The sequence below is a fragment of the Geoanaerobacter pelophilus genome, assembly GCF_018476885.1.
Taxonomy (GTDB): Bacteria; Desulfobacterota; Desulfuromonadia; order Geobacterales; family DSM-12255; genus Geoanaerobacter; species Geoanaerobacter pelophilus.
Genome location: NZ_JAHCVJ010000015.1, coordinates 1 through 23,586 on the forward strand (window position 1 = coordinate 1; position 23,586 = coordinate 23,586).

39 protein-coding genes are annotated in these 23,586 nt (G+C 45.5%); 3 read left to right on the forward strand and 36 right to left on the reverse strand.

The genetic code is table 11. The annotated features are described in order from the left end of the window. Positions 1–123: 123 nt before the first annotated feature. Entirely contained in the window at positions 124–1,608 is a 1,485-nt protein-coding gene (malQ, locus tag KI809_RS19970; protein ID WP_214173373.1) for a 4-alpha-glucanotransferase, read from the reverse strand. A 116-nt stretch (positions 1,609–1,724) separates the two neighbouring features. Here malQ and KI809_RS19975 point away from each other — a divergent pair, with 116 nt between their 5' ends. Further along, positions 1,725–1,883 carry a hypothetical protein gene (locus tag KI809_RS19975; RefSeq protein ID WP_214173410.1) on the forward strand — a complete coding sequence of 53 codons (159 nt, stop codon included), beginning with the start codon at positions 1,725–1,727 and terminating at the stop codon, positions 1,881–1,883. On the opposite strand, the gene cas6 is transcribed toward KI809_RS19975, so the two are convergent. The 4 genes from cas6 to KI809_RS19995 form a co-directional block, all read right to left on the reverse strand. Next, positions 1,880–2,746: a CRISPR system precrRNA processing endoribonuclease RAMP protein Cas6 gene (gene cas6 / locus KI809_RS19980; protein WP_214173374.1), complete on the reverse strand. Its 867-nt coding sequence runs from the start codon at positions 2,744–2,746 to the stop codon at positions 1,880–1,882. The genes KI809_RS19975 and cas6 overlap by 4 nt on opposite strands. Before the next feature lie 73 nt (positions 2,747–2,819). Then, on the reverse strand, positions 2,820–3,557 hold the full coding sequence (locus KI809_RS19985) for a succinate dehydrogenase/fumarate reductase iron-sulfur subunit (protein ID WP_214173407.1): 738 nt from the start codon (positions 3,555–3,557) through the stop codon (positions 2,820–2,822). Positions 3,558–3,583: 26 nt separating this feature from the next. Continuing rightward, entirely contained in the window at positions 3,584–5,497 is a 1,914-nt protein-coding gene (locus tag KI809_RS19990; RefSeq protein ID WP_214173375.1) for a fumarate reductase/succinate dehydrogenase flavoprotein subunit, read from the reverse strand. Between the two features lie 13 nt (positions 5,498–5,510). Continuing rightward, a complete protein-coding gene (locus KI809_RS19995; protein WP_214173376.1) occupies positions 5,511–6,176 on the reverse strand; it encodes a succinate dehydrogenase cytochrome b subunit in 666 nt (221 codons plus the stop codon). 368 nt (positions 6,177–6,544) lie between these two features. On the opposite strand from KI809_RS19995, the gene tgt reads away from it, so the two are divergent. Together tgt and mazG are read left to right on the forward strand one after the other, a co-directional pair. Continuing rightward, a complete protein-coding gene (tgt, locus tag KI809_RS20000; RefSeq protein ID WP_214173377.1) occupies positions 6,545–7,696 on the forward strand; it encodes a tRNA guanosine(34) transglycosylase Tgt in 1,152 nt (383 codons plus the stop codon). Next, positions 7,689–8,480 (forward strand): nucleoside triphosphate pyrophosphohydrolase, encoded by a 792-nt coding sequence (gene mazG, locus KI809_RS20005; protein ID WP_214173378.1) that lies wholly within the window; start codon positions 7,689–7,691, stop codon positions 8,478–8,480. Before tgt ends, mazG begins: the two co-directional genes overlap by 8 nt. Positions 8,481–8,539: 59 nt before the next feature. On the opposite strand, the gene rplQ is transcribed toward mazG, so the two are convergent. The 31 genes from rplQ to KI809_RS21000 all read right to left on the reverse strand — a co-directional run. Further along, positions 8,540–9,073, reverse strand: a complete 534-nt coding sequence (rplQ, locus tag KI809_RS20010) for a 50S ribosomal protein L17 (RefSeq protein WP_214173379.1) — start codon at positions 9,071–9,073, stop codon at positions 8,540–8,542. 37 nt (positions 9,074–9,110) lie between these two features. Then, entirely contained in the window at positions 9,111–10,133 is a 1,023-nt protein-coding gene (locus tag KI809_RS20015; protein WP_214173380.1) for a DNA-directed RNA polymerase subunit alpha, read from the reverse strand. Between the two features lie 29 nt (positions 10,134–10,162). After that, a complete protein-coding gene (gene rpsD / locus KI809_RS20020) occupies positions 10,163–10,789 on the reverse strand; it encodes a 30S ribosomal protein S4 (RefSeq protein WP_214173381.1) in 627 nt (208 codons plus the stop codon). Positions 10,790–10,817: 28 nt separating this feature from the next. Beyond that, positions 10,818–11,213: a 30S ribosomal protein S11 gene (gene rpsK, locus KI809_RS20025; RefSeq protein ID WP_214173382.1), complete on the reverse strand. Its 396-nt coding sequence runs from the start codon at positions 11,211–11,213 to the stop codon at positions 10,818–10,820. Between the two features lie 24 nt (positions 11,214–11,237). Next, positions 11,238–11,606 carry a 30S ribosomal protein S13 gene (gene rpsM / locus KI809_RS20030; RefSeq protein ID WP_214173383.1) on the reverse strand — a complete coding sequence of 123 codons (369 nt, stop codon included), beginning with the start codon at positions 11,604–11,606 and terminating at the stop codon, positions 11,238–11,240. Between the two features lie 31 nt (positions 11,607–11,637). After that, a complete protein-coding gene (gene rpmJ / locus KI809_RS20035) occupies positions 11,638–11,751 on the reverse strand; it encodes a 50S ribosomal protein L36 (protein WP_214173384.1) in 114 nt (37 codons plus the stop codon). 24 nt (positions 11,752–11,775) lie between these two features. Further along, entirely contained in the window at positions 11,776–12,525 is a 750-nt protein-coding gene (gene map / locus KI809_RS20040; protein WP_214173385.1) for a type I methionyl aminopeptidase, read from the reverse strand. Further along, positions 12,522–13,172: an adenylate kinase gene (locus KI809_RS20045; protein WP_214173386.1), complete on the reverse strand. Its 651-nt coding sequence runs from the start codon at positions 13,170–13,172 to the stop codon at positions 12,522–12,524. Before KI809_RS20045 ends, map begins: the two co-directional genes overlap by 4 nt. A gap of 15 nt (positions 13,173–13,187) precedes the next feature. Further along, positions 13,188–14,495, reverse strand: coding sequence for a preprotein translocase subunit SecY (gene secY, locus KI809_RS20050; RefSeq protein WP_214173387.1), 1,308 nt, complete (start codon positions 14,493–14,495; stop codon positions 13,188–13,190). After that, positions 14,492–14,938 (reverse strand): 50S ribosomal protein L15, encoded by a 447-nt coding sequence (gene rplO / locus KI809_RS20055; protein ID WP_214173388.1) that lies wholly within the window; start codon positions 14,936–14,938, stop codon positions 14,492–14,494. Before rplO ends, secY begins: the two co-directional genes overlap by 4 nt. A gap of 19 nt (positions 14,939–14,957) precedes the next feature. After that, on the reverse strand, positions 14,958–15,137 hold the full coding sequence (rpmD, locus tag KI809_RS20060) for a 50S ribosomal protein L30 (RefSeq protein WP_214173408.1): 180 nt from the start codon (positions 15,135–15,137) through the stop codon (positions 14,958–14,960). A 23-nt stretch (positions 15,138–15,160) separates the two neighbouring features. Next, entirely contained in the window at positions 15,161–15,649 is a 489-nt protein-coding gene (gene rpsE / locus KI809_RS20065; protein ID WP_214173389.1) for a 30S ribosomal protein S5, read from the reverse strand. A gap of 20 nt (positions 15,650–15,669) precedes the next feature. Then, positions 15,670–16,038: a 50S ribosomal protein L18 gene (gene rplR / locus KI809_RS20070; protein ID WP_214173390.1), complete on the reverse strand. Its 369-nt coding sequence runs from the start codon at positions 16,036–16,038 to the stop codon at positions 15,670–15,672. Positions 16,039–16,055: 17 nt separating this feature from the next. After that, entirely contained in the window at positions 16,056–16,595 is a 540-nt protein-coding gene (gene rplF / locus KI809_RS20075; protein ID WP_214173391.1) for a 50S ribosomal protein L6, read from the reverse strand. A 21-nt stretch (positions 16,596–16,616) separates the two neighbouring features. Continuing rightward, a complete protein-coding gene (gene rpsH / locus KI809_RS20080; RefSeq protein WP_214173392.1) occupies positions 16,617–17,015 on the reverse strand; it encodes a 30S ribosomal protein S8 in 399 nt (132 codons plus the stop codon). Positions 17,016–17,049: 34 nt separating this feature from the next. Then, positions 17,050–17,235, reverse strand: a complete 186-nt coding sequence (locus KI809_RS20085) for a type Z 30S ribosomal protein S14 (protein WP_214173393.1) — start codon at positions 17,233–17,235, stop codon at positions 17,050–17,052. A gap of 18 nt (positions 17,236–17,253) precedes the next feature. Continuing rightward, positions 17,254–17,793: a 50S ribosomal protein L5 gene (gene rplE, locus KI809_RS20090; protein ID WP_214173394.1), complete on the reverse strand. Its 540-nt coding sequence runs from the start codon at positions 17,791–17,793 to the stop codon at positions 17,254–17,256. 14 nt (positions 17,794–17,807) lie between these two features. Continuing rightward, entirely contained in the window at positions 17,808–18,134 is a 327-nt protein-coding gene (gene rplX / locus KI809_RS20095; RefSeq protein ID WP_214173395.1) for a 50S ribosomal protein L24, read from the reverse strand. Positions 18,135–18,145: 11 nt separating this feature from the next. Continuing rightward, the gene (rplN, locus tag KI809_RS20100; RefSeq protein ID WP_214173396.1) at positions 18,146–18,514 is read right to left on the reverse strand and encodes a 50S ribosomal protein L14; all 369 of its coding nucleotides are present in this window, start codon (positions 18,512–18,514) and stop codon (positions 18,146–18,148) included. A 15-nt stretch (positions 18,515–18,529) separates the two neighbouring features. Beyond that, positions 18,530–18,787, reverse strand: coding sequence for a 30S ribosomal protein S17 (gene rpsQ / locus KI809_RS20105; RefSeq protein ID WP_214173397.1), 258 nt, complete (start codon positions 18,785–18,787; stop codon positions 18,530–18,532). Positions 18,788–18,789: 2 nt separating this feature from the next. After that, positions 18,790–18,987: a 50S ribosomal protein L29 gene (rpmC, locus tag KI809_RS20110; RefSeq protein WP_214173398.1), complete on the reverse strand. Its 198-nt coding sequence runs from the start codon at positions 18,985–18,987 to the stop codon at positions 18,790–18,792. After that, a complete protein-coding gene (gene rplP / locus KI809_RS20115) occupies positions 18,977–19,399 on the reverse strand; it encodes a 50S ribosomal protein L16 (RefSeq protein ID WP_214173399.1) in 423 nt (140 codons plus the stop codon). Before rplP ends, rpmC begins: the two co-directional genes overlap by 11 nt. Positions 19,400–19,429: 30 nt before the next feature. Further along, positions 19,430–20,059: a 30S ribosomal protein S3 gene (rpsC, locus tag KI809_RS20120; RefSeq protein WP_214173400.1), complete on the reverse strand. Its 630-nt coding sequence runs from the start codon at positions 20,057–20,059 to the stop codon at positions 19,430–19,432. A gap of 22 nt (positions 20,060–20,081) precedes the next feature. Next, positions 20,082–20,417, reverse strand: coding sequence for a 50S ribosomal protein L22 (rplV, locus tag KI809_RS20125; protein ID WP_214173401.1), 336 nt, complete (start codon positions 20,415–20,417; stop codon positions 20,082–20,084). A gap of 18 nt (positions 20,418–20,435) precedes the next feature. Next, positions 20,436–20,717: a 30S ribosomal protein S19 gene (gene rpsS, locus KI809_RS20130; protein WP_214173402.1), complete on the reverse strand. Its 282-nt coding sequence runs from the start codon at positions 20,715–20,717 to the stop codon at positions 20,436–20,438. Positions 20,718–20,737: 20 nt separating this feature from the next. Next, on the reverse strand, positions 20,738–21,562 hold the full coding sequence (gene rplB / locus KI809_RS20135; protein WP_214173403.1) for a 50S ribosomal protein L2: 825 nt from the start codon (positions 21,560–21,562) through the stop codon (positions 20,738–20,740). A gap of 24 nt (positions 21,563–21,586) precedes the next feature. After that, positions 21,587–21,871, reverse strand: coding sequence for a 50S ribosomal protein L23 (locus KI809_RS20140; RefSeq protein ID WP_214173404.1), 285 nt, complete (start codon positions 21,869–21,871; stop codon positions 21,587–21,589). Next, positions 21,868–22,497: a 50S ribosomal protein L4 gene (gene rplD, locus KI809_RS20145; protein WP_214173405.1), complete on the reverse strand. Its 630-nt coding sequence runs from the start codon at positions 22,495–22,497 to the stop codon at positions 21,868–21,870. The genes KI809_RS20140 and rplD overlap by 4 nt, the downstream gene beginning before the upstream one ends. Positions 22,498–22,526: 29 nt before the next feature. Next, on the reverse strand, positions 22,527–23,156 hold the full coding sequence (gene rplC / locus KI809_RS20150) for a 50S ribosomal protein L3 (RefSeq protein WP_214173406.1): 630 nt from the start codon (positions 23,154–23,156) through the stop codon (positions 22,527–22,529). 28 nt (positions 23,157–23,184) lie between these two features. After that, positions 23,185–23,493 carry a 30S ribosomal protein S10 gene (rpsJ, locus tag KI809_RS20155; protein ID WP_041972945.1) on the reverse strand — a complete coding sequence of 103 codons (309 nt, stop codon included), beginning with the start codon at positions 23,491–23,493 and terminating at the stop codon, positions 23,185–23,187. 16 nt (positions 23,494–23,509) lie between these two features. Further along, positions 23,510–23,586 (reverse strand): EF-Tu C-terminal domain-related protein (locus KI809_RS21000; protein ID WP_214173409.1); only part of this gene is annotated, 77 nt, incomplete at its 5' end.

The following is a 23,586-nucleotide window of genomic DNA, read 5'->3' on the forward strand; positions in this document are numbered from 1 at the left end:
ACTCCGCTTTCCTGCTGCCCCGCCAAACGAATCGCGTTTATAACAATTCAACCCAATCCTGTCAATAAGTTTTTTTCGACTATTTTCTATTAGCGGCTCGCGCCGTTCAATTACAACTAGTTATCAAGAGCAGCGATTGTACTGCTTGCTCATATTCCTAGTTATAACAGCCAAACCGTCAGAGAGTTGATCGCCCAAGAGCCGCCAACTCCAGTTTCCAGATGCTGATCCCGGCACATTCATCCTTGCAGATGAGTCTAGGCAAAGCAGGTCCTGCAAAGGAATAACAGCATAGCGGGCAACAGATGAAATCGCCGCACGGATCATTTCCCAAACAACTTCATCCTGTTTACAGCGCAGATAACTGCAGACCGCAGCCTTCTGCACTCCGGTAAGGCTGGCAAACCACCCTGCAGTTGTATCATTATCATGGGTGCCAGTATAAACAACACTATTACGACGATAATTGTGAGGCAGATACGGATTACCCGGACCACCCTCAAAGGCAAACTGCAGGATCTTCATACCGGGAAGGCCAAATCTATCGCGCAACGTTTCAACTTCAGGTGTTATAACCCCTAGATCTTCGGCAATAAGAGGCAGAGGGCCTAGCGTAGCACCAATCGCATTAAACAGGGAATCTCCTGGCCCTTTGACCCAGCGGCCATGTACCGCGGTTTTTTCTTTTGCTGAAATTTCCCAGAAGGCCTCGACACCCCGAAAATGATCGATCCGCACAAAGTCATATAGGCCCATATCACTTTTAAGCCTAGCCACCCACCAGCCGAAGCCGTCCTCGGCCATGCGGTCCCAGTCATACAACGGATTTCCCCATCTTTGACCGGTCGCACTGAAGTAATCAGGGGGGACTCCGGCAACCACCAGAGGCTTGCCACTCCCATCAAGCCTAAATAGGGGCTGATTGCACCAGACATCGGCAGAGTCATAAGCAACGAATATGGGGGCATCACCAATAATTCTCACTCCGCAGGCATTCGCGTACTGTTTCAAGTTGTGCCACTGTCGAAAAAATTGCCATTGAATATATTTCTGCTCTCCAATAGATACCCCCAGCCTCTCCGAATACCTAGCAACAGCATCTGCTGAGCGCCGAGCAAGATCTAGCGGCCAGCGGTTCCATGGTTTACCATGGAAATGATCTTTGCATGCCTTATAGAGGGCATAATCGTGAAGCCAGAAAGTTGAATCACAGAACTGCCAGAACTCTCTTTTCCGTTCCAAGTTATCGCTCTCAATAAATCGTTCTGCGGCCAGCTTCAAGAGTCTTGTTTTCACTTCGCTAACTGCGGCAAAATCCACCCGGTCTCGCGGCAAGTTTTCAACCAAGTCGGAGCCGAGGAGATCGCCTTCATCAGCTATGAGCTCAAGGTTAATTAAAAGGGGGTTGCCTGCAAAAGCCGAATAGCAGGAGTACGGTGAGTTGCCATAGCCCGTTGGACCAAGAGGAAGAACCTGCCAAAGCCTTTGGCCTGCAGCGTGCAAGAAATCTATGAATTGCCTGGCTTCAGCCCCAAAAGAACCAGTTCCACAATTACCTGGCAACGAGGTTGGATGAAGGAGGATACCGCTCAAGCGTTCACTGCTCATAAAGTCTCCTAACCGTAGAATACTTCGAGTATGACATAGCTCTTAGCAGATTCAATGATGCATGCTTTACGGAAAAATCCAAACATGGTAATAACTGGGTTAAAGGAGAGATGGACATGGTTAAAACTGCACTCTTTGAAACACTGATTGAAAGCGCTGTTGATAACGGGGATGGGACGCTAACCTTCACCCTGGAAGGGAAAAGTTATATTATCAAGGACACTCTGGAGATATCCCGAATAGCCCAAGACCACGAATACATCATAATCTATTAAGGGTATTCGTTTTCGCTGTTGAGCATTCTAAATTCTCCACCTCCATATGCGGCACCTTTTCCCGCATTGAATTCTGACCCCGTCTGCAGGAATTGCTGAAACTCAGGTGCTACCCCAGAATACGTTATGCTACCAAGCATCCCTTCTTGCAGCACAGGCCATTTTGCTGATTGCATATCAATGGCAACAACCCTTGCTTGAGTGGAGATTTCAGAGAGCCATTTAAAATCACACTCCAAATCAATATTCCCATAATAATATGCCAGAGATGAAACGCGCCGCATTAGTGAACGAACAAGATTCGGAAATGACAAATCACGCAGCACCTTCCCCTGTCGTATCAATCTTAGTGGCGTCACTAACTCAAGCTTGACCAGCTCGTACGCACCGTCGACAAATTCGGAAGAAGACAGCAAAATAAGCCCATCGCCAGAATCAGACAATTCTGACAGCCCTCCGTCACTGGCAACGGAACAACATCGACTAACCGAAATGCTTATTGACGCTTGTGCCGCAAGCTCATCTAAGGCAAGTTCCATTGCCAGGAGAAAAACCGCCAGGTGATTGACAGCGGTTCCGGCAATTGTCAGGGTAATTGAACAGGCAGACGGCTCATTATCGGCAATATTCAGTAATGGCAAATGGAAGGCAAATGGCAGAGGAGGTTTCTGAAACCTCCGGAGAGCGGCAGGGTTTGTCGCAAGTTCCTGATCAAATACTGCAGAGACGGCATTATTATCCCGAAGCCGTGCCGAGGCATCAACAAAAGCAGGGCAGAAATAGTTCCTGATACCGAAGAGCAGATATTTATCGGTGCACTCAGATAGTTTGATATCAAAGAGGATCTTGGCAAAGGTAAACATTTGCACCCGAATGTAAAAACAGGGCAGGGATTGCTCCCTGCCCTGCGACAGCTCTGAAAGTCACAACTAACTTCTAAAAGAGGGACTTCAAGTACTCACGATTCATCCGGGCAATGAACTTGACATTGATCCCTTTTGGACATGCAGCCTGGCACTCATAGTGGTTGGTACAGTTACCGAAACCGCAATCCTTCATGGCATTTACCATGTTGGTAACGCGCTCGGCAGCCTCGGCCTTGCCCTGCGGCAGAATCGCCAACTGGGAAACCTTGGCTCCGGTGAACAGCATGGCAGCGCTGTTTGGACAACCGGCAACGCAAGCACCGCAGCCGATGCACTCGGCAGCGTCCATGGCCTCGTCAGCAGCCGGTTTCGGGATCAAGATAGCATTGCCGTCAGCAACACCACCGGTATGGCAGGAGGTGTAACCACCGGCCTGGACGATCTTATCCAGCGCCTCACGGTCAACAACCAAATCGCGAACCAGCGGGAATGCTGTAGCGCGCCACGGCTCAATGTAGATGGTATCGCCATCCTTGAATTTCCGCATATGGAGCTGACAAACGGTGGTGCGCTCCTGGCCGCCGTGCGGCATGCCGTTGATCACCTGCGAGCACATTCCGCAAATCCCCTCGCGACAGTCATGGTCAAACTGAATCGGCTCCTTGCCGGACTTGATCAGGTCTTCGTTCACCACGTCGAGCATCTCAAGGAAGGAGTGGTGCTCGGTGATTCCCTTTGCAGTATAGGTTTCAAACTTGCCCGGAGCGTTAGGCCCTTTCTGGCGCCATACGATCAGGTTCAGCGTCATTGTTTTGTGGTCGTTATGTCCGCTCATTATTTGTAGCTCCTTACCGCGAGATGTACGTTCTCGAATTTCAACGGCTCCTTGTGCAGCTCAGGTTCCTTGTTGTCACCTTTGAATTCCCAGGCGCCGACATAGCAGTAGTTGGCGTCGTCACGCTGAGCTTCACCCTCGTCCTGATACTCGACGCGGAAGTGACCACCGCATGATTCGTTACGGTGAAGGGCGTCGCGACACATCAGCTCGGCAAACTCAAGGAAGTCGGCAGTGCGGCCGGCGTTCTCCAGATCCTGATTGAACTCAGTGCCGGTGCCGGTAACCTTAACGTTCTTCCAGAATTCTTCGCGCAGCGCCGGAATTTTCTTGAGGTTGGTCTCAAGGCTTTCCTTACTGCGAGCCATACCGCAGTTTTCCCACATCAGACCACCCAGTTCACGCATGAACTCGGATACTGTCTTCTTTCCGTTGATGCCAAGAAGTTTTTTCTGTGCTGATTGAACATCTTCAACCGACTTTTTGAATTCAGGATTGTCGGTCTGACCATTGGTCGGCTTGACTGTTGCCAGGTATCCGGCAATGGTATTAGGAATAACGAAATAGCCGTCGGCAAGGCCCTGCATGAGGGCGGAAGCCCCGAGGCGGTTGGCACCGTGAACCGAGAAGTTCGCTTCGCCGAGAACGAACAGGCCGGGGATGTTGCTCATCAGGTTGTAATCAACCCAGAGCCCGCCCATTGAGTAGTGCGGTGCCGGATACATACGCATCGGCCGCTTGTAGGCATCCTCGTCGGTAATCTTCTCGTACATCTCGAACAGATTACCGTAACGTTCCTTGATGGTATCTGCGCCAACACGCTTGATCGATGTGGAGAAGTCAAGATAAACGCCGCGACCGCCAGGACCGACACCGCGGCCGTCGTCGCACTGCTCCTTGGCAGCACGGGAGGCTATGTCGCGCGGAGCAAGGTTACCGAAGCTAGGGTACTTACGCTCGAGATAGTAATCGCGATCTTCTTCGGCAACTTCATTCGGGTGCTTCCCGCAGTCCTCTTTCTTCTTCGGAACCCAGCAACGACCGTCGTTGCGAAGCGACTCAGACATGAGGGTCAGTTTGGACTGGTAGTCACCGGCCTGCGGAATGCATGTCGGGTGAATCTGCGTGTAACATGGGTTGGCGAAGAAAGCCCCTTTCTTGTGGGCCTTCCAGTTTGCAGTAACGCTGCACCCCATTGCGTTGGTAGATAGATAGAACACGTTGACATAGCCGCCGGTTGCCAGGCAGACAGCATCCGCAGCATACGACTCAAGTTCGCCAGTAACCAGGTTGCGACAGGTGATGCCTTTGGCGACACCGTCAACGACCACCAGGTCGAGCATCTCACGGCGATTATACATCTTTACGGTTCCGAGCTTGATCTGCCGGGAAAGGGCTGAGTATGCGCCGAGGAGAAGCTGCTGACCGGTCTGGCCACGTGCAAAGAAGGTACGGGAAACCTGGGCTCCACCGAAAGAACGGTTGTCGAGATAACCGGCGTAATCGCGGGCAAAAGGAACACCTTGAGCTACGCACTGATCGATGATGTTGTTTGATACCTGAGCAAGCCGCCAAACGTCGGCTTCACGAGCGCGGAAATCGCCGCCCTTGATCGTATCGTAGAAAAGCCGGTAAATGGAGTCACCGTCGTTCGGATAGTTCTTGGCAGCGTTAATGCCGCCTTGAGCTGCGATAGAATGCGCACGGCGCGGACTATCTTGATAGCAAAATGCCATTACATTGTAGCCGAGCTCTCCTAACGATGCAGCTGCAGCACCGCCAGCAAGGCCTGTACCTACCATTATAATACTGTATTTCCTTTTGTTTGCGGGGTTCACCAGCTTCAAATCAAAGCGGTGTTTGTCCCATGTTTTTTCAATTGGTCCGGTTGGACATTTTCCGTCGAGTATCACAATGAACCCCCTATTATTTGCTCAGAATGCCGGTAAGGATGAATACAGGAATGGAACTGTAGCCGACAAGGAAAACCACGGCAACCACTTTGCCTAGCTTGCTGATCACAGGAAGCGACTTATCCGTGGTCCACCCCATAGTCTGGAAGAAACTTTGAATTCCATGATTGAGATGTAAAAACAAAACCACCATTGCAGCAACATAAACGGCAGCAATGCCACCATTTTTAAAGCTTGTTACCACCATGGTAAAAACGTCATACCTTCCGAGTGCATCCACTCCCTTTACAATGTCAGGTGTCACACGAGCAGTGAACTGCAAAAGGTGATATACAAGGAATCCTAGGATAAGAAGTCCAGTCCAGATCATGTTATTACTTGAAATTGTAGCTTTACGAAGATTCTTCACCGCATATGCTTGAGGAGTCGCCGCACTGTTTTCAAGGGTCAGCTGGATGCCAAAAATGCCGTGGATGCCTATCAGGGTGAGCATAGCAAGCCGAAACACCCAGACCAGGGGGCCAAGATCATGAAGATGCTTGGCGTATGCGTTGATGCCGTCTGCTCCAACAAAAATCGAGGAGTTGCCCAGCAGATGCACGACAACGAACAGGACCATCAGCTGACCAGTAATCGCCATCAGTATCTTTCTGCCAATAGAAGTTGTAAGTATCTGCATATTGGTTTCCTTTTTCCCGCTTTCTGTCGTTAACGTAATTACTTATAACAATTGGTTACTTGAGTTACCGGGAGTATCCGATAACAACCCTGTATCTCCGCCGAAAAATGTTCTACTGCAGGAGGTGCTCGCCATTCATTTATTGCACACATATTCCCTCCTCAACCAAAGATTATTGATTAACTTCAACATATTAGCATTATTTAATTTTTACATTGTATACTGTATACTAAACATCGTTTCACTAAAAAGCAACAAAAAAACCAAATAAAGCCGCTTCTGAAGCCCAGTTGCTTTTTAGTTCCCTTTTTGCTAGATATACTAAATTGCGCTTTTAGCTATATAGCGTGAGAAAAGGCGGCAATGATATGAGTGACCAATCTCTCGACAACTTTAAATTTACCCTAATAAACAACGACCCACTCTCCTCTGCCAGACGTGGGAGACTGAAAACGCCGCACGGCATTATCGAAACGCCCATTTTCATGCCGGTTGGGACGCATGCCGCAATGAAAGCCATGACGCCGGAACAGGTCAATGCCACAGGCGCACAAATCATTCTCAGCAACACCTATCATTTGCATCTAAGACCCGGAGAGGGTCTTATACAAAAGGCTGGCGGACTTCACAAATTTATGGCTTGGGACAAACCCATCCTGACCGACTCTGGTGGGTTCCAAGTTTTTTCCTTGCCCAACAAGCGTATTACTGAAACCGGAGCATACTTCAAACACGAAATTACTGGTGAAGAGGTCTTTCTTGATCCGCCTAAGGCTATTGCCATTCAAGAGGCATTAGGTGCCGATATCATTATGGCATTTGATGAATGCATACCATATCCGTGTGATAAGCGCTACGCAGAAGAATCGACTAAAAAAACGATAAGATGGGCTGAACAATGTTTAACTGCTCAGACAAGAAAAGATCAGGCTCTTTTTGCAATTGTACAAGGCAGCGTATACGATGACCTTCGCGTTTACTGTGCCAAAGAATTGGTTAAAATGGACTTCCCTGGCTATGCAATCGGGGGGGTTTCAGTTGGAGAAGGTCTAGAACTTCTCAAGAAAGTTGTTAGTGTTACAGCCCCTTTTTTACCTGAAAACAAACCACGTTATCTCATGGGGGTTGGACTCCCTGAAGACATTTTCGAGAGTGTCGAACGTGGAATTGACATGTTTGACTGCGTCATCCCTACGCGATATGCCAGGAGCGCAACACTTTTTACTCAAAGGGGCAAGATTCGTCTTACGAATAAAAACTACCGGCGCGACTTCTATCCTATAGACACAAACTGCACCTGCTATACCTGCAGAAACTTCACTAGAGCCTATCTCCATCACCTATATAACGCAAATGAGATATTGTCGGCCATTCTTGCCAGCATTCATAATGTCCATTTTTATCTGAATATGATGTCTCAGATTCGCGATTCGATCGAACAGGGGAGCTTTGCCAAACTCAAACATTCTTTTCTATCTGAATATTTAGCGGCAGACAAGAAAGGGACCCGAAATGCCTGAGTACACCTTTGACTCCCTTGTAGAGATCATGAAGAAGCTGAGATCCCCAGGCGGTTGCCCTTGGGACGCAGAACAATCTCATGATTCCCTTAAGCGCTATTTAATTGAAGAGTGTTATGAAGTTATCGAAGCTATTGACCACAAGGATGATGAGCTTCTTAAGGAGGAGCTTGGCGACCTGCTGCTGCAGCCGGTCTTTCACGCTGCTGTCGCAGAGGAGCGCGGAGTTTTTACCATAGCTGACATAATTCAAGCAATATGCGGCAAGTTAGTAAGACGCCACCCTCACGTTTTTGGCAATCAGATTATTGCAACAAGCGAGCAACAGGTTGAAAACTGGGAAAAGATCAAGAAAGCGGAAAAAGGAGATAAACGTAGTTCGGCCCTTTCGGGAGTCCCACCTCACCTTCCAGCAATTCTGAAAGCCCAAAAGATTGGTGAAAAAGCCTCTAGAGTGGGGTTCGACTGGGACAGCCATCAGCAGGTACTTTGCAAAATCAAGGAAGAACTAAATGAGCTGGAGATTGCTCTTGATGGAGGAAATCAGACGAGAATTGCAGAGGAGCTTGGAGACCTATTATTTGCCACTGTCAACCTAGGGCGTTTTATGTCGATTGATTCAGAAGACGCATTAAGCAAGACCATCCATCGTTTTACTACTCGCTTTAGCCATATTGAAGCGTCACTGCGCAGACAAGGAAAAGCCCTTCAGGATACCGCGATTGATGAACTCGAACGCCTGTGGCAAGAGGCAAAGGCGTGTGAGCATGCCGTTAAATCTTAGTCTTTACATAAAAAAGGCCACTGGAAACAGTGGCCTTTCAATTTCATACGCGTAAGAAATCAGTCTGCTTTTGCTTCGCAGGTTTCTGAGGGATCAGAAACCTCTGCGCTGACAGGCGAAGCCTCCTCAAGCAGAGCAGACGCTGTTTCTGTAACAGCAGCAGTAGCAACTTCCTTAACAGCCACGGTCTTAGCTGTACGCTTTGCAGCAGTCTTCTTGACAGGTTTCTGTCCAACCTGTTCTTCTACCAGCTCAAGAATCGACACATTCGCATTATCTCCAGGCCGGATGCCAAGTTTAATGATGCGAGTATATCCACCACTGCGCTCTTTATAGCGAGGAGCAAGTGATTCAAAGAGCTTAGTAACAACTTTTTTGTCGCGTATATAGGCAGCCGCTTGACGAACAGCATGAAGATCGCCCCTCTTGCCCAGGGTAATCATCTTCTCTGCTATCGGTCGTAGCTCTTTTGCCTTCGCATCTGTTGTTGTAATCTTTTCATGCTGTAAAAGTGATGTCACCATATTCCGAAACATTGCAATTCGGTGACTAGTTGTTCTCCCAAGTCTTCGACCTGCCTTAGCGTGACGCATGACAACTATTCCTTTCTATATTACAAATTGGAGCGAACTATTCTTCGTCTTTACGTTCGCCGCGCAATCTCCTCATTACTTCTTCATCAGGGAAATTATCCAGCTTCATACCTAAGGACAGTCCCATATCAGCGAGAACATCCTTAATTTCATTCAATGACTTTCTACCGAAATTTTGAGTCTTAAGCATTTCTGCTTCAGTTCGAATTACGAGCTCCCCAATCAGCTTAATTCCAGCATTCTTAAGGCAATTAGCAGATCTAACTGATAGCTCAAGCTCATCCACTGAACGATAGAGGTTCTCGTTAATCTTGTCACTATCTTCTTCTAATTCTACTTCTTCGGGATGCTCAACATCTTCGTCAAAATTAATGAAAATGGAAAGCTGCTCTTTAATTATTTTCGCGGCATATGCTATGGCATCATCAGGTTTTACGCTACCATCAGTCCATATTTCGAGCGTCAATTTATCGTAGTCAGTTATCTGCCCTACACGAGCATTAGTTACTTGAAAGTTAACTTTAATGATCGGAGAAAAAATCGAATCTATTGGTATAGTGCCTACCGGAGCTTTTTCGTCTCTGTTCCGGTCAGCAGGAATATATCCCTTACCCATCTTAACTACCATCTCGATTTCGAGATTAGCGTCTTTAGAGCAGACTGCTATATGATGATCTTTATTTAAGATCTCGACGTTTGAATCAGTAGCAATGTCACCAGCCTTAATAATGCCTTCACCCTTGTGCATGATTCTTATGGTGCGGGATTCAGTGCCGTGCATTCTAAGACGAACGCCTTTGAGATTTAAAATAATATCAGTAACGTCCTCTGTAACACCTGGTATTGCAGAGAACTCATGTAATACGCCTTTTATCTTAACTGAAGTTATAGCTGCACCCTGCAAAGAGGACAACAAAACTCTTCTCAAGGAATTACCAAGAGTGGTACCAAAACCGCGTTCAAATGGTTCAGCAAAAAATTTACCATAGGTATCTGAAAGCGTTTCCGATTCTACCTGTATCTTCTTGGGGCGTATCAGATCACGCCAATTCTTGTACATGTATTCCTCCGGTGTAGGTTTCTTAGCCGTTACTTGGAGTAGAGTTCTACAATCAGCTGCTCTTGGATTGGCATAGTGATGTCTTCTCTTACAGGCAGAGACTTAAGCACACCCTTAAACGCATCCTTATCAAGATCCAGCCACTGAGGAATTCCACGACGGACAACACCGTCCAGAGAATCGGTAATACGAGTAATTTTTCTACTTTTCTCTTTCAGCTCAATTACATCGCCAGTTTTAACGAGAATAGAAGGTATATTTACTTTCCTTCCGTTCAGCGTGAAATGACCATGTTTGACAAGCTGACGAGCTTCAATTCTTGAGGATGCGAATCCCAAGCGATAGACAAGATTATCGAGTCTGCGCTCAAGAAGGATCAAAAGGTTCTCACCAGTTACCCCTTTCATCCTATCAGCCTTATCGAAATAGGTCCGGAACTGCTTCTCCAAAATGCCGTATATACGTCGAACCTTCTGCTTTTCTCTAAGTTGGACGCCGTAATCTGACACTTTAGCCCTGCCTTGACCATGTTGGCCAGGAGGATAGTTCCTACGCTTTATTGCACACTTGTCTGTGTAGCAACGCTCACCCTTAAGAAATAATTCCATATTTTGCCTCCTGCACAAACGGCAGGATGGTCCAGTATATCTAGCCAATCAAAACCTCCTTAGCAAATTTACTATGTTATACCCTTCTCCGCTTTGGAGGACGGCATCCATTATGGGGAATAGGAGTTACATCTTTTATGAAGCTAACATGAAGACCAGCAGCCTGAAGAGCTCTAAGAGCAGACTCACGCCCTGAACCTGGCCCCTTCACATAGACCTCCAAAGATCTCATCCCATGCTCTTGGGCTTTCTTAGCACAATCCTCTGCTGCAACCTGGGCTGCAAACGGAGTGCTTTTACGCGATCCCTTAAACCCCTTGCACCCAGATGTACACCATGCTACGACATTCCCAACAGGGTCAGTAATCGTAATCATCGTATTATTGAAGGTTGCCTGAATATGGGCTACCCCATTAGGAATATTTTTCTTTTCCTTTTTCTTTTTAACTACTCGCTTAGCAGGACTTGCCATTGTTCCTCCAGGTCAAATTAACGACTATTTCTTCTTCCCGGCGACTGTGCGCGCAGGACCTTTACGAGTTCGAGCGTTTGTTTTTGTCCTCTGCCCGCGTACCGGCAAACCTTTTCTATGCCGAAGGCCACGGTAACAGCCAAGATCCATCAAGCGCTTAATATCCATTGATATATCTCGACGCAAATCACCTTCTACCTTCAGATTTTTGTCAATGTACTCACGGATTCTAGCGACCTCTGCTTCAGTCAGCTTATCTGTGCGCGTATTAAAATCAATACCGGAATTTGAGAGTATGCGCTGTGATGCTGAACGGCCAATGCCATATATATAAGTCAGCGCTATCTCTATCCGTTTGCTCTTTGGAAGGTCAATACCCGAAATTCGTGCCAATTTAAATCCTCCTCGCTTAACGCTTGTACGCTTATCCCTGACGCTGAGAATGCTTCGGGGTGTCACAGATCACACGAACTACGCCTTTACGCTTTATAATCTTACACTTATCACATATCCGCTTGACTGATGCTCGTACTTTCATAGTTATTCCTTTCAGCTATATCTACTAGTCAAACTTAGTCAAAATGTCTGGTCCATTTTCTGTTATTGCTACTGTATGTTCAAAGTGTGCTGAAAGGCCACCATCACAAGTTACGGCTGTCCAACCATCAGCTAGCACCTTAACGGCAAAACCCTTTTCATTTATCATCGGCTCTATAGCCAGTACCATTCCGGGCTTTAGCTTGGGACCTCGACCTGGCTTACCATAATTAGGAATCTGAGGATTTTCGTGAAGAGATCGACCTATGCCATGGCCAACAAAATCTCTTACTACGCTATAGCCTCTTGACTCGACATACTCCTGAACGCCATTCGATATATCTGACAGATGCCCACCTGGAACAGCATATTCTATAGCCTTATACAGAGACTGCTCAGTTACATCTATCAGCTTTTGACTGCTCTGAGCTACAGACCCTACCGGTAAGGTGATAGCAGCATCACCATAAAAGCCTTCATACAAAACTCCAAAATCGAGACTTAAAATATCTCCATCACAGAGCTCACGCTTATTAGGCATTCCATGAACAACTTGATCATTCACTGAGCAGCAAAGAGCAAATTTATATCCACTATAACCTTTAAATGCGGGGAGTGCACCGCGACGAACTGTCTCTCGCTCTGCAATTTCATCAAGTGAACAGGTTGTTATCCCAGGCTTCACAACTGCCTTTACAATCTTGAGAATCTCAGCAACCATTCGACATGATCTTCTCATTTTCTCTATCTCCAGAGGAGACTTGAGAATTATCACGCGGCAGCCTTAACAATAGTAGCAATTTTCATTTGGATCACATCTATTGCTTCATCTCCGGGGATACTTCTTAACAAACCAGAATTTTCATAATACTCGATAAGAGGTGCCGTCTGATGCTCATAAACATCAAGACGCTTTATCATGGTATCTTCACAATCATCATCGCGTTGAAAAAGTTCCCCGGAGCACTCATCGCAGATTCCAAGAACAGCTGGCGGCTCAAAACTTAAATGATAACCCTTACCACACCCCTTACAGGTGCGCCTCCCGGTAACTCTCAGCAGAAGCTCGTCCTTATCAACAGCAATAGAGATGACATGGTCAATTTTTTTACCATGCACCTCAAGCATCGAATTGAGCGCATCAGCTTGCGAGACTGTTCTAGGGAAACCATCAAGTATAAAACCGAGGGTGCAATCTGGCTGAGCAATACGCTCACTAACAATCCCAACTACGACATCGTCAGGAACAAGCATCCCCTCATCCATAAAAGCTTTAGCCTTAATTCCCATAGGCGTGGACATCTTCACTGCTGAGCGAAGTATATCCCCAGTGGAAACTTGAGGGATACCAAATTTTTTAACCAGCAACTTAGCCTGGGTGCCTTTACCAGCCCCCGGAGGCCCTAAGAGAATCAGATTCATTTGAACATACCCGAACTAACGTCTGCCCTTAATCTTTACACCCTTCATAAAACCGTCATAACTTCTGGTTATAAGGTGCGACTCTATCTGAGCGACCGTATCCATGCCGACTCCGACAGCAATCAAAAGAGCTGTACCTCCAAAATAAAATGGAAGATTAAATTTACCAATTAAAATCGATGGCAACACACATACCAAAGATATGTATATTGCACCGGCGAATGTCAGCTTAGTTAGTACTTTATCAATATAGTCAGAGGTCTCTTTCCCTGGCCTTACCCCAGGAATATAGCCGCCGTGACGTTTTACATTCTCCGCCACATCAATGGGATTAAATGTGACAGCCGTGTAGAAATAGCAAAAAAAGATTATAAATGCAACGAAAAAGATATTATACACCATGTTACCCGGCGTCAGACTTTTTGCAGCAGTCTGGACCCAAGGGATATTGATAAAATTACCGATTGTCGCCGGGAACATAATAATTGATGAAGCAAAAATAGGCGGTATGACACCAGCCATATTAACCTTTAACGGAAGATGTGATGTTTGAGCACTGAATGTCTTCAGGCCAACGACTCTTTTCGCATAATGAATGGGTAAACGTCTTTGGCCACGCTCCACAAAGACAATGGCCGCAATCACAAAGAACATCAGTGCGACTACAAGCAGAATAACAAAGAGAGAGAGCTGGCCACTTTTAATAAGTCTCATGCTATTCAGAAGTGCAGTCGGTATCCGAGCAACAATTCCAGCAAAAATTATCAAAGAGATCCCATTGCCGATCCCCTTTTCTGACATCTGCTCACCAAGCCACATGATAAATGCTGTTCCAGCGGTCAATGTAATAACGGTCATTATCCTGAAAGACCACCCTGGAACGGGAACAACTAGCTCCCCAGCAGGGCCGCGCATACTTTCCAAACCAATACTTATTCCCAAGCCTTGAACAACACTAAGAACTACTGTGCCATAGCGAGTATACTGTATGATTTTTTTCCTGCCAGCCTCGCCTTCCTTAGACAATTTCTCTATTGCAGGCACTACAACCGTCAAAAGTTGAAAAATAATCGAGGAGGAAATATAAGGCATGATACCAAGAGCAAAAACGGTTAAGCGCTCTAAAGCCCCACCTGAAAACATATCAAAGAGCCCTAAAAGAGTCCCTTGTGCTTGCTTAAAGAAATGAGACAAAGCTATGCTGTCTATTCCAGGCGTTGGAATATGGCAACCAACACGATATACGGCAAGCATAGCCAATGAAAAGAGAACTCGCTTCTTCAGTTCAGGAATCTTGAAAATGTTTTGAAATGCTTCTATCAAGAAATAATCTCCTCAGCAGTTCCACCAGCAGCGAGTATTTTTTCCTTTGCAGCAGCACTAAATTTGTGAGCTTTAACTGTAAGTGCTTTGCTCAGTTCACCATCAGCAAGTATTTTAACACCACACTTGACCTTACCAATCAGTCCTGAACTAACAAGAGCCTCAATATCAACGACTGAATTTGCCTCAAATGAATTTAGCTTACCAACATTGATTTGTGCATATTCAATTCTGTTTAAGGGATTAAAGCCTCTTTTAGGAAGCCTTCGTTGCATAGGCATCTGGCCGCCTTCGAAGCCTGCTTTGATACTCCCGCCGCTCCGAGCCTTTTGGCCTTTATGTCCTTTGGTCGCAGTCTTCCCATGACCTGATCCAGGCCCTCTACCGATACGCTTACGATTTTTAGTCGCCCCAAGGGCTGGCTTTATTGAGTTCAATTGCATTTAATATTACCTCTCTGGCTTACTCTTCAACTTTTATGAGATGGGCTACTTTCCTGATCATCCCTCTGATTTCGGGAGTATCGCAAAGTTCGACTGTCTTGTAACGACGGTTTAAGCCCATTCCATTAAGAATTGCTCTCTGTGCTGGCAATTTTCCTATATGACTACGGACAAGAGTTATCTTAAGCTGTGACATTATATACTCCTTGCTGGGGAAAGGCTCTATTCAGCCATACCCCTTCTCTGCATTATTTCTTCAGGACTTCTCAAGCGCTTCAATCCCTCGAAGGCAGCTTTAACTACGTTGTGCGCATTATTTGATCCAAGGCACTTTGCAAGAATATTATGAATCCCTGCAGACTCAAACACTGCTCTGGCTGCACCGCCAGCAATAACACCAGTACCTGCTGATGCCGGCATCATTAATACTTTACCGGCTCCAAAGTGCCCTTCTATTTCATAGGGAATTGTCTGACCATCAACAATAGGTATCTTGATCAGATTCTTTTTAGCTTGCTCAACACCTTTTCTAATCGCCTCGGGTACTTCATTGGCTTTTCCAAGTCCATAACCGACGCAACCATTACCGTCGCCAACAACAACCAACGCAGAGAAGCTAAATCTTCTCCCGCCCTTAACAACTTTGGCAACCCTGTTAATATGTACAACTCGATCAGTAAGTGTAAGTTCGTTAGAATTAAGCTTCAACAATTGCAACCTCCTTGAAAATCCTAAAAAGACAGTCCATTTTCCCTTGCCGCATCAGCAAGTGCCTTGACCCTGCCGTGGTACAAAAAGCCACTGCGGTCAAATACAACAGAATTAATGTTCTTTTCAAGTGCACGACGAGCTATCTCTGCTCCGACTTTAGATGCAGCTTCAATATTTCCTGTTGACTTGAGTTCAGATCCAACAACTTCAAGCAAAGTCGACGCGGATGCAAGTGTGCAACCAGTAGTATCATCAATTATCTGAGCATATATATGACGCGCACTTTTAAATACATTCAAACGTGGGCGTACCGTATTGCCAGAAATTTTCTTTCTGACTCGTGTTTTACGCTTTAAACGGGCTTGTTTCTTTTCCGCAAGAGAGCTCACGGTAGTCTCCTCATTATCTATTTTTTACCGGTTTTGCCGGCTTTACGTAAGATGACTTCATCAGCGTACTTAATTCCCTTACCTTTGTAAGGCTCTGGTCCCCTGAACGACCTAATCTTAGCTGCAGTCTGGCCAACAAGCTCCTTGTCGATCCCTTTAACCAGGAGTTTTGTCATTTTATCAACTTCAACAGTTATACCAGAGGGAAGTTCGTAATTAATAGGATGAGAATAGCCAAGGCTGAGATTCAAGATATCACCTTTAGCTTCGGCACGGTAACCTACACCATTTATCTCTAATGCCCGCTCAAATCCAGTCGTTACGCCGACAACCATATTATTAATAAGGGTTCGGGTCAATCCATGTGCTGCACGACATTTATTACTATCGTCGTTTCTAGTCACAACCAGTGCAGCTTCATTTATATCAAGTGTGACGCCTTCCATAACCTGTCGTGACAGTGTGCCCTTAGGCCCCTCAACAGTTATGATTTCGTCAGCGTATCTGACCTTGACACCCTTAGGCAATTCTACAGGTAATTTACCAATTCTGGACATGCTCAGTACCCCTTAAAAAAATTACCAAACCGTACAAATAAGCTCACCACCAACACCAGCTTCTCGTGCGGTCTTGTCTGTTATTATTCCCTTAGATGTGGACAGGACAGCAATTCCTAGCCCATTTTTAATTACAGGAATATCATCGTGCTTCACATATCTTCTGCTGCCAGGTTTACTAACTCGATTAATCTCGTTAATTACCGGGTCCTTTTCATCAATGAACTTTAAATAGACCCTTAGAGTTCCCTGCTTCTGGTCAGCAATTACTTTATAGTTCTTGATAAATCCCTCAGCACGCAGAACATTAACAATGCTAACCTTCAGGTTTGATGAAGGAATATCTACCTTCTGCAATTTAGCGAGGTTACCGTTCCTGATTCTAGTTAGCAAATCTGCAATAGGGTCAGTCATGGACATCGATTGTACTCCTCTAATACATTTCTAATTGTTGTTACCAGCTAGACTTTATTACGCCAGGAATCTGGCCACTTGATGCATATTTACGAAGGCAGATCCTGCACATATCGAATTTTCTGTAATATGCTCGCGGGCGGCCACATATTGGGCACCGATTATAATCGCGAACCTGGAATTTTTTAGGCCTTTCAGCCTTGATCATCATGGATTTCTTTGCCACGCGATTCCTCCAAACTTGTTAGTTCCTGAACGGCATCCCTAATAATTTAAGAAGCGATCTGCCCTCTTCATCAGTTCTTGCCGTAGTAACAATTGTTATATTTAAGCCTTTGATTTTATCAATCTTGTCGTAATTAATTTCCGGGAAAATAAGCTGTTCCTTAATCCCTAATGAATAATTACCTAGCCCGTCAAAAGCCTTAGGAGACAAACCCTTAAAATCTCTTACTCGGGCAAGTGATATATTCAGCAAACGATCAAGAAACTCATACATTCTATCTTTACGCAGAGTCACCATGCAACCAATTGGCATTCCCTGGCGAAGCTTGAAAGAAGCAATAGACTTTTTAGCCTTCGTGATTACAGCCTTCTGTCCACTTATCTGGGCAAGTTCATCTGCGGCCGAGTCAAGAATCTTAACATTCTGTATTGCTTCCCCTAAACCCATATTGATAACAATTTTTTCAAGTTTAGGTACTTCCATAACTGACTTGTATTTCATTTCAGTCATCAGTTTAGGAATAATCTCTTTATCATAAAGCTCTTTAAGCCTAGCCATTGTACTCCTCCGTCTTATTTATCAAAGGACTCGCCGCATTTAACACATACGCGTGCTTTCTTACCGTCCTCAAGCAGTTTTGCCTTGGTCCTGACAGGCTTTTTGCATGTACCGCAGTAAAGCATCACGTTTGAAATATTAATAGGAGCCTCTTTCTCTACAATCCCTCCGGCCTCGTTACCGCGAGCGCGCGAATGACGCTTTACAATATTGAGCCCTTCTACGAGCACGCCATCCTTTTTCGGAACAATTTTTTGAATCTTGCCCGTTTTACTTTTATCTTTACCGGCGATAACAACAACTGTATCGCCCTTTTTTACGTGAAGTTTACTGGATAACATTGTATCTCTCCTTACAGAACCTCTGGTGCCAGCGAAATAATTTTCATAAACTTCTTTGCTCTCAACTCACGCGCAACTGGACCAAAAATACGAGTTCCAATTGGCTCTTTCTGGTTGTTAATTACAACTCCGGAATTCCCATCAAAGCGGATATATGAACCATCTGGCCGCCCGGTTTCCTTGGCTGTACGAACGATTACAACCTTTACAACATCTCCCTTTTTTACTTTCGAATTAGGGAGCGCCTCTTTTACCGAAGCAACTATAATATCACCAACCCTAGCATATTTACGCTTTGAACCACCCAGCACTTTTATGCAGAAGAGCTTCTTAGCTCCAGAGTTGTCTGCTACATCGAGAATAGTCTGCATCTGTATCATGAAAGAACTCCTATCCTACTGAACCGATGAAATAATCTGGCGTACCTTCCAGCACTTGTCTTTGCTTAATGGCCGAGACTCAACAATAACTACTCTGTCGCCGACCTTGCAATTATTGAGCTCATCATGAGCTTTATATTTTGCAGTCCGTCTAATATATTTACTGTAGACAGGGTGTTTAACCATTCGATCCACCTTGACTACTACAGTCTTATCCATCTTATCGCTTACAACGATACCAATCTGGGTTTTCCTATTGCCACGCTGATTCATTGTTACCCTCTCTCTACCCTAGTTTCATGGATCAATGTCTTCACACGAGCTATATCTTTTCTGAGCGCAGTCAATTTTGCTGTATTTTCCAGCCGACCGGTATGAAGTTGAAAGCTTAGGTTAAAGAGCTCCTTATCCAGCTCCTTATCTTTAGCTAGGAGTTCATTTATATCGAGATTTCTCAATTCACTAGCCTTCATGAGCTTCCTCCCTGGACACAAATTTCGTAGGTACGGAAAGCTTGTGGGCTGCCAATCTAAATGCCTCTCTAGCTATTTCCTCAGTCACGCCTTCCATTTCGTAGAGAATTCTTCCTGGCTTGATCACGCAAACCCATGAATCAGGAGAACCTTTACCTTTACCCATTCGTGTTTCTGCAGGTTTTGCAGTAAGGGGTTTATCAGGAAAGACGCGGATCCAGATTTTACCGCCCCTTTTAATGTATCGTGTCATTGCAATACGAGCTGCTTCAATTTGTCGGGAATCAAGCCAGCAACACTCGGTAGCCTGAAGCCCGTATTCTCCGAAGGAGATAACCGCACCCCTACCTGCAGCACCGGTCATGCGTCCCTTCATCTGTTTTCTATGTTTAACTCTCTTGGGCATTAACATCGCAACTACTCCTCATCCAATTCTTTTCAATTATCCAGGAAGAACTTCACCCTTGAAAATAAGGACCTTGACACCGATGATTCCATATGTTGTCTTAGCCTCAGCAAAACCATAATCTATGTCAGCGCGAAGAGTATGCAGAGGCACGCGGCCTTCTCGGTACCATTCTGTTCTTGACATCTCAGCACCACCAAGACGTCCGGAACAAGTAATTCGTATCCCTTTTGCACCAAACTTGAGAGCTGATGTAACGCTCTTCTTCATCGCTCGACGAAATGCAATCCGTCTCTCAAGCTGCATTGCAACATTCTCCGCAACAAGTTGAGCATCCAGTTCAGGCTTTCTAACTTCCTGTATATTTAAATAGATCTCAGTGTCCGTTAGCTTGGCAAGGTCTTTCTTAAGAGTCTCAACTTCTGACCCTTTCTTGCCAATAATAAGACCAGGTCTAGCCGTGAAGATATTGATCTTTGCCTTGTTTGCAGCACGTTCAATCTCAATCTTCGAAACGCCCGAATTATAAAGCCGCTTTTTTAAGAAGGCCCGAAGCTTGAGATCTTCATGAAGCAGCTTTGCATAATCTGCACTCGCATACCAACGCGAATCCCAAGTCTTAATGACGCCCAGCCTGAAACTGACCGGATTGACTTTCTGTCCCAAACTACACCTCCACCGTCTATGGTTATTTCGTGTCAGCCAGAACCACAGAAATGTGGCTGGTCGGTTTTCTTATTTTACTTGCTCTTCCCATTGCCCGAGGAAGAAATCGCTTCAATACAGAGCCACCATCTACCGAGATTGCCTTAACGTAAAGCTTATCTACGTCTGAAACGCCTTTCTGCTCGGCATTAGCAACTGCAGAGGAAAGAAGCTTGGAAATCACCTTAGCTGAGGGTTGTGGAGAAAATTTCAGTATTGTCAATGCATTCTGTACTGATTTACCACGAACCATGTCTGCTACTAACCTCGACTTACGAGGTGACATACGAATCGAATATAATTTGGCACGCGCTTCCATGCAAAACTCCTTTACGGTTTACTTCTTCTTCAGCTTACTTTTCTTGTCTGCTGCGTGGCCATGAAAAGTTCTGGTAGGAGCAAACTCACCCAGTTTATGTCCAACCATATTTTCTGTTACAAAAACAGGGATGAACTTTTTGCCATTATGTACAGCGAACGTAAGTCCGATGAAGTCAGGAATTATTGTCGATCGCCTCGACCATGTCTTGATGACTTTTTTTGAGTTAGCACCTTCTGCTTGAGCCTTGTCTACCACATGCTGATCTACAAAAGGGCCTTTTTTAATTGAGCGTGCCATCTAATTATCCTCTAACAGATTTATTTAGTACGCGGTTTAACAATAAAACGCGAAGAGGTCTTGTTAGTCCTGGTTTTATAACCCTTAGTGGGGATACCCCATGGGGTTACTGGATGTCGACCACCGGAAGTCCGACCTTCACCACCACCATGCGGATGGTCTACCGGGTTCATTGCAACACCACGAACTTTCGGTCGCTTGCCAAGCCAGCGTGAACGCCCAGCTTTCCCAATATTTACATTCTCATGGTCAATATTGCCTACCTGGCCAATGGTTGCAGTGCAATCAACAAGAACCATACGCACTTCACCGGAGGGGAGTTTTATTTGAGCATACTTCCCTTCTTTGGCCATAAGTTGCGCAAAGGTTCCTGCGCTTCTGGCAAGTTGTCCGCCCTTTCCTATCTTCAACTCGATGTTATGAATGATAGTACCAAGCGGAATTGCTTTCAATGGAAGCGTATTGCCCGGCTTGATGTCCGCACTGGGACTAGCGATAACAGTATCACCAACCTTCAGATCAAGAGGAGCAAGGATATAGCGCTTTTCGCCGTCAACGTAATTCAGCAGAGCAATCCGTGCACTTCTATTGGGGTCGTACTCAATCGATGCGACTTTTGCCGGTATTTCAGTCTTATCGCGCCTAAAGTCGATAATCCTGTATTTTTGCTTATGACCACCACCAATATGTCTGGAGGTTATGCGACCATAGCTGTTACGCCCACCTGACTTCTTAAGAGTCTCTAAAAGAGACTTCTCAGGAGTTGTGCAGGTTATCTCTTCGAAGGTGGAGCAGGTCTGATGCCTGCGTCCTGCCGATGTTGGTTTATAGCTTTTTATTCCCATCGTTACAGCTCCACGATAAACGAATTAAATTTCAAAGAAATCGATATTGCTACCCTCTTGGAGGGTTACATATGCCTTTTTCCAGTTAGAACGCTTTCCAATTGTCTTGCCTGACCTTTTCAGCTTTCCTGCCACCGTTGATGTTCTGACCGAATCAACCCGAACATTAAACAGTTTTTCAGCAGCTGTTTTGATCTCAATCTTGTTTGCATTTCGATCCACAACAAATGCAACAACATTATTAGTATCTTTTGCTATAGTCGATTTTTCTGTAACAAGCGGCTTTTTGATTACGTCATAGATATTCATGACTGCAACGCTCCTTCAACCTTTGCCACAGCTTCACGGCTAAGGATTACGTTCTTGTACTTCATTATGTCAAAGATGTTGAGGCCTTCTGCGTGCAATATCTTTATATCCTTGATGTTTCTTGCAGAAAGCAGTATTTCACGATTATCAACATCACCATCTACTACCAGCAGTGCCTTAGTCAGTTCAAACCGATTCAACACAGAAGCAAAACTCTTGGTAGAGATTTCTCCTAGTTTATAGGAATCCATGACAGTAAGCCTGTTATCCTTGTACACAAGTGACAATGCGGAACGAAGAGCGGCTTTACGAGCCTTCTTATTCATAGACAAGTTGTAGGTTTTAGGCTGAGGCCCAAAAGCTACGCCACCACCAGGATATTGAGGAGCTCGCGAGCACCCTTGACGAGCATTACCAGTGCCCTTCTGACGAAAAGGCTTTTTGCCACCACCAGAAACCTCTGAGCGGTTTTTTGTAGCTACTGTGCCGGCTCTTCTGTTGGCAAGCTGAATTTTTACGGCTTCATGAATGAGGTATTCTTTAACCTCACCATTAAAGATTTCATCATTTAGCTCAATATCACTGACCTTTTTACGGTCCAGATCGTACACTGCAATTGTTGCCATACCTGATCTCCAGAATATTGCTTGGTTACTTAAGCCTTTATGCTTGGCTTCAAAATAACCAGCCCATTAGTTGCGCCCGGGACGGCGCCTTTAATCAGAAGAATATTTTCCGATGAATCCACTCTGACAACTTGAAGCCGCTGGATTGTCGTGCGAACATTACCAAGTTGACCCGGCATTTTCTTATTTTTGAATACCCTTGACGGGGTCGCGGAACAGCCGATTGAGCCAGGTGCCCTGTGGAATCTTGATCCATGTGACGATCGTCCGCCTTTGAATCCCCAGCGCTTGATTACCCCCTGAAAACCCTTACCAATGCTGGTGCCAGTAATATCGACAAAATCTCCTGCCTGGAACTGATCAACTCCAAGCTGATCACCGATATTATACTGGTCGACATCTTCCACACGAAACTCACGAAGATGAGTAAAGACGCCTTTCCCGGCAGACTTACAGTGTCCGACCAATGGCTTGGACGCTTTGGCAGCTTCTCCGCTGCTAAAACCAACCTGAATAGCAGAGTAGCCATCTTTCTCAACCGTCTTCTTCTGTATAACAACACAAGGACCTGCTTCTACAACAGTGACCGGAATCCTCCGACCATCGTCTGCAAATATCTGTGTCATTCCAAGTTTTTTACCTAAAATTCCATTTTTCATAGCAAAGCTTCCTATCCTTGCAACGTACTTATAACTTTATTTCAACGTCAACGCCTGCAGACAAATCAAGTTTCATAAGAGCATCAACTGTTTGCTGCGTGGGATCAAGTATGTCGATCAGTCTTTTGTGAGTCCTTATTTCAAACTGCTCACGAGACTTCTTGTCAACATGAGGACCACGAAGTACGCAGTACTTGTTGATTACAGTTGGCAAAGGTATGGGACCAGCGACTCGAGCACCTGTGCGTTTAGCTGTGTCAACTATCTCGCCTACAGATTGGTCAAGAAGTTTATGGTCATATGCCTTAAGACGTATTCTAATTTTCTGACTTTGCATTATTTCCTCTTCTTGCTTATTCGATAATCGAGCTAACTACGCCTGCGCCTACGGTGCGGCCACCTTCACGGATTGCGAAGCGGAGACCTTCGT

Bases quoted from the DNA above. Each gene is read 5' to 3' on its own strand.
- malQ (WP_214173373.1), bottom strand. From the start codon at position 1,608: ATGAGCAGTGAACGCTTGAGCGGTATCCTCCTTCATCCAACCTCGTTG.
- KI809_RS19975 (WP_214173410.1), top strand. From the start codon at position 1,725: ATGGTTAAAACTGCACTCTTTGAAACACTGATTGAAAGCGCTGTTGAT.
- cas6 (WP_214173374.1), bottom strand. From the start codon at position 2,746: ATGTTTACCTTTGCCAAGATCCTCTTTGATATCAAACTATCTGAGTGC.
- KI809_RS19985 (WP_214173407.1), bottom strand. From the start codon at position 3,557: ATGACGCTGAACCTGATCGTATGGCGCCAGAAAGGGCCTAACGCTCCG.
- KI809_RS19995 (WP_214173376.1), bottom strand. From the start codon at position 6,176: ATGCAGATACTTACAACTTCTATTGGCAGAAAGATACTGATGGCGATT.
- tgt (WP_214173377.1), top strand. From the start codon at position 6,545: ATGAGTGACCAATCTCTCGACAACTTTAAATTTACCCTAATAAACAAC.
- mazG (WP_214173378.1), top strand. From the start codon at position 7,689: ATGCCTGAGTACACCTTTGACTCCCTTGTAGAGATCATGAAGAAGCTG.
- rplQ (WP_214173379.1), bottom strand. From the start codon at position 9,073: ATGCGTCACGCTAAGGCAGGTCGAAGACTTGGGAGAACAACTAGTCAC.
- KI809_RS20015 (WP_214173380.1), bottom strand. From the start codon at position 10,133: ATGTACAAGAATTGGCGTGATCTGATACGCCCCAAGAAGATACAGGTA.
- rpsK (WP_214173382.1), bottom strand. From the start codon at position 11,213: ATGGCAAGTCCTGCTAAGCGAGTAGTTAAAAAGAAAAAGGAAAAGAAA.
- rpmJ (WP_214173384.1), bottom strand. From the start codon at position 11,751: ATGAAAGTACGAGCATCAGTCAAGCGGATATGTGATAAGTGTAAGATT.
- KI809_RS20045 (WP_214173386.1), bottom strand. From the start codon at position 13,172: ATGAATCTGATTCTCTTAGGGCCTCCGGGGGCTGGTAAAGGCACCCAG.
- rplO (WP_214173388.1), bottom strand. From the start codon at position 14,938: ATGCAATTGAACTCAATAAAGCCAGCCCTTGGGGCGACTAAAAATCGT.
- rplF (WP_214173391.1), bottom strand. From the start codon at position 16,595: ATGTCCAGAATTGGTAAATTACCTGTAGAATTGCCTAAGGGTGTCAAG.
- rpsH (WP_214173392.1), bottom strand. From the start codon at position 17,015: ATGTCCATGACTGACCCTATTGCAGATTTGCTAACTAGAATCAGGAAC.
- rplE (WP_214173394.1), bottom strand. From the start codon at position 17,793: ATGGCTAGGCTTAAAGAGCTTTATGATAAAGAGATTATTCCTAAACTG.
- rplX (WP_214173395.1), bottom strand. From the start codon at position 18,134: ATGTTATCCAGTAAACTTCACGTAAAAAAGGGCGATACAGTTGTTGTT.
- rplN (WP_214173396.1), bottom strand. From the start codon at position 18,514: ATGATACAGATGCAGACTATTCTCGATGTAGCAGACAACTCTGGAGCT.
- rpsQ (WP_214173397.1), bottom strand. From the start codon at position 18,787: ATGAATCAGCGTGGCAATAGGAAAACCCAGATTGGTATCGTTGTAAGC.
- rpmC (WP_214173398.1), bottom strand. From the start codon at position 18,987: ATGAAGGCTAGTGAATTGAGAAATCTCGATATAAATGAACTCCTAGCT.
- rplP (WP_214173399.1), bottom strand. From the start codon at position 19,399: ATGTTAATGCCCAAGAGAGTTAAACATAGAAAACAGATGAAGGGACGC.
- rplV (WP_214173401.1), bottom strand. From the start codon at position 20,417: ATGGAAGCGCGTGCCAAATTATATTCGATTCGTATGTCACCTCGTAAG.
- rpsS (WP_214173402.1), bottom strand. From the start codon at position 20,717: ATGGCACGCTCAATTAAAAAAGGCCCTTTTGTAGATCAGCATGTGGTA.
- rplB (WP_214173403.1), bottom strand. From the start codon at position 21,562: ATGGGAATAAAAAGCTATAAACCAACATCGGCAGGACGCAGGCATCAG.
- KI809_RS20140 (WP_214173404.1), bottom strand. From the start codon at position 21,871: ATGAATATCTATGACGTAATCAAAAAGCCGCTTGTTACAGAAAAATCG.
- rplD (WP_214173405.1), bottom strand. From the start codon at position 22,497: ATGGCAACAATTGCAGTGTACGATCTGGACCGTAAAAAGGTCAGTGAT.
- rplC (WP_214173406.1), bottom strand. From the start codon at position 23,156: ATGAAAAATGGAATTTTAGGTAAAAAACTTGGAATGACACAGATATTT.
- rpsJ (WP_041972945.1), bottom strand. From the start codon at position 23,493: ATGCAAAGTCAGAAAATTAGAATACGTCTTAAGGCATATGACCATAAA.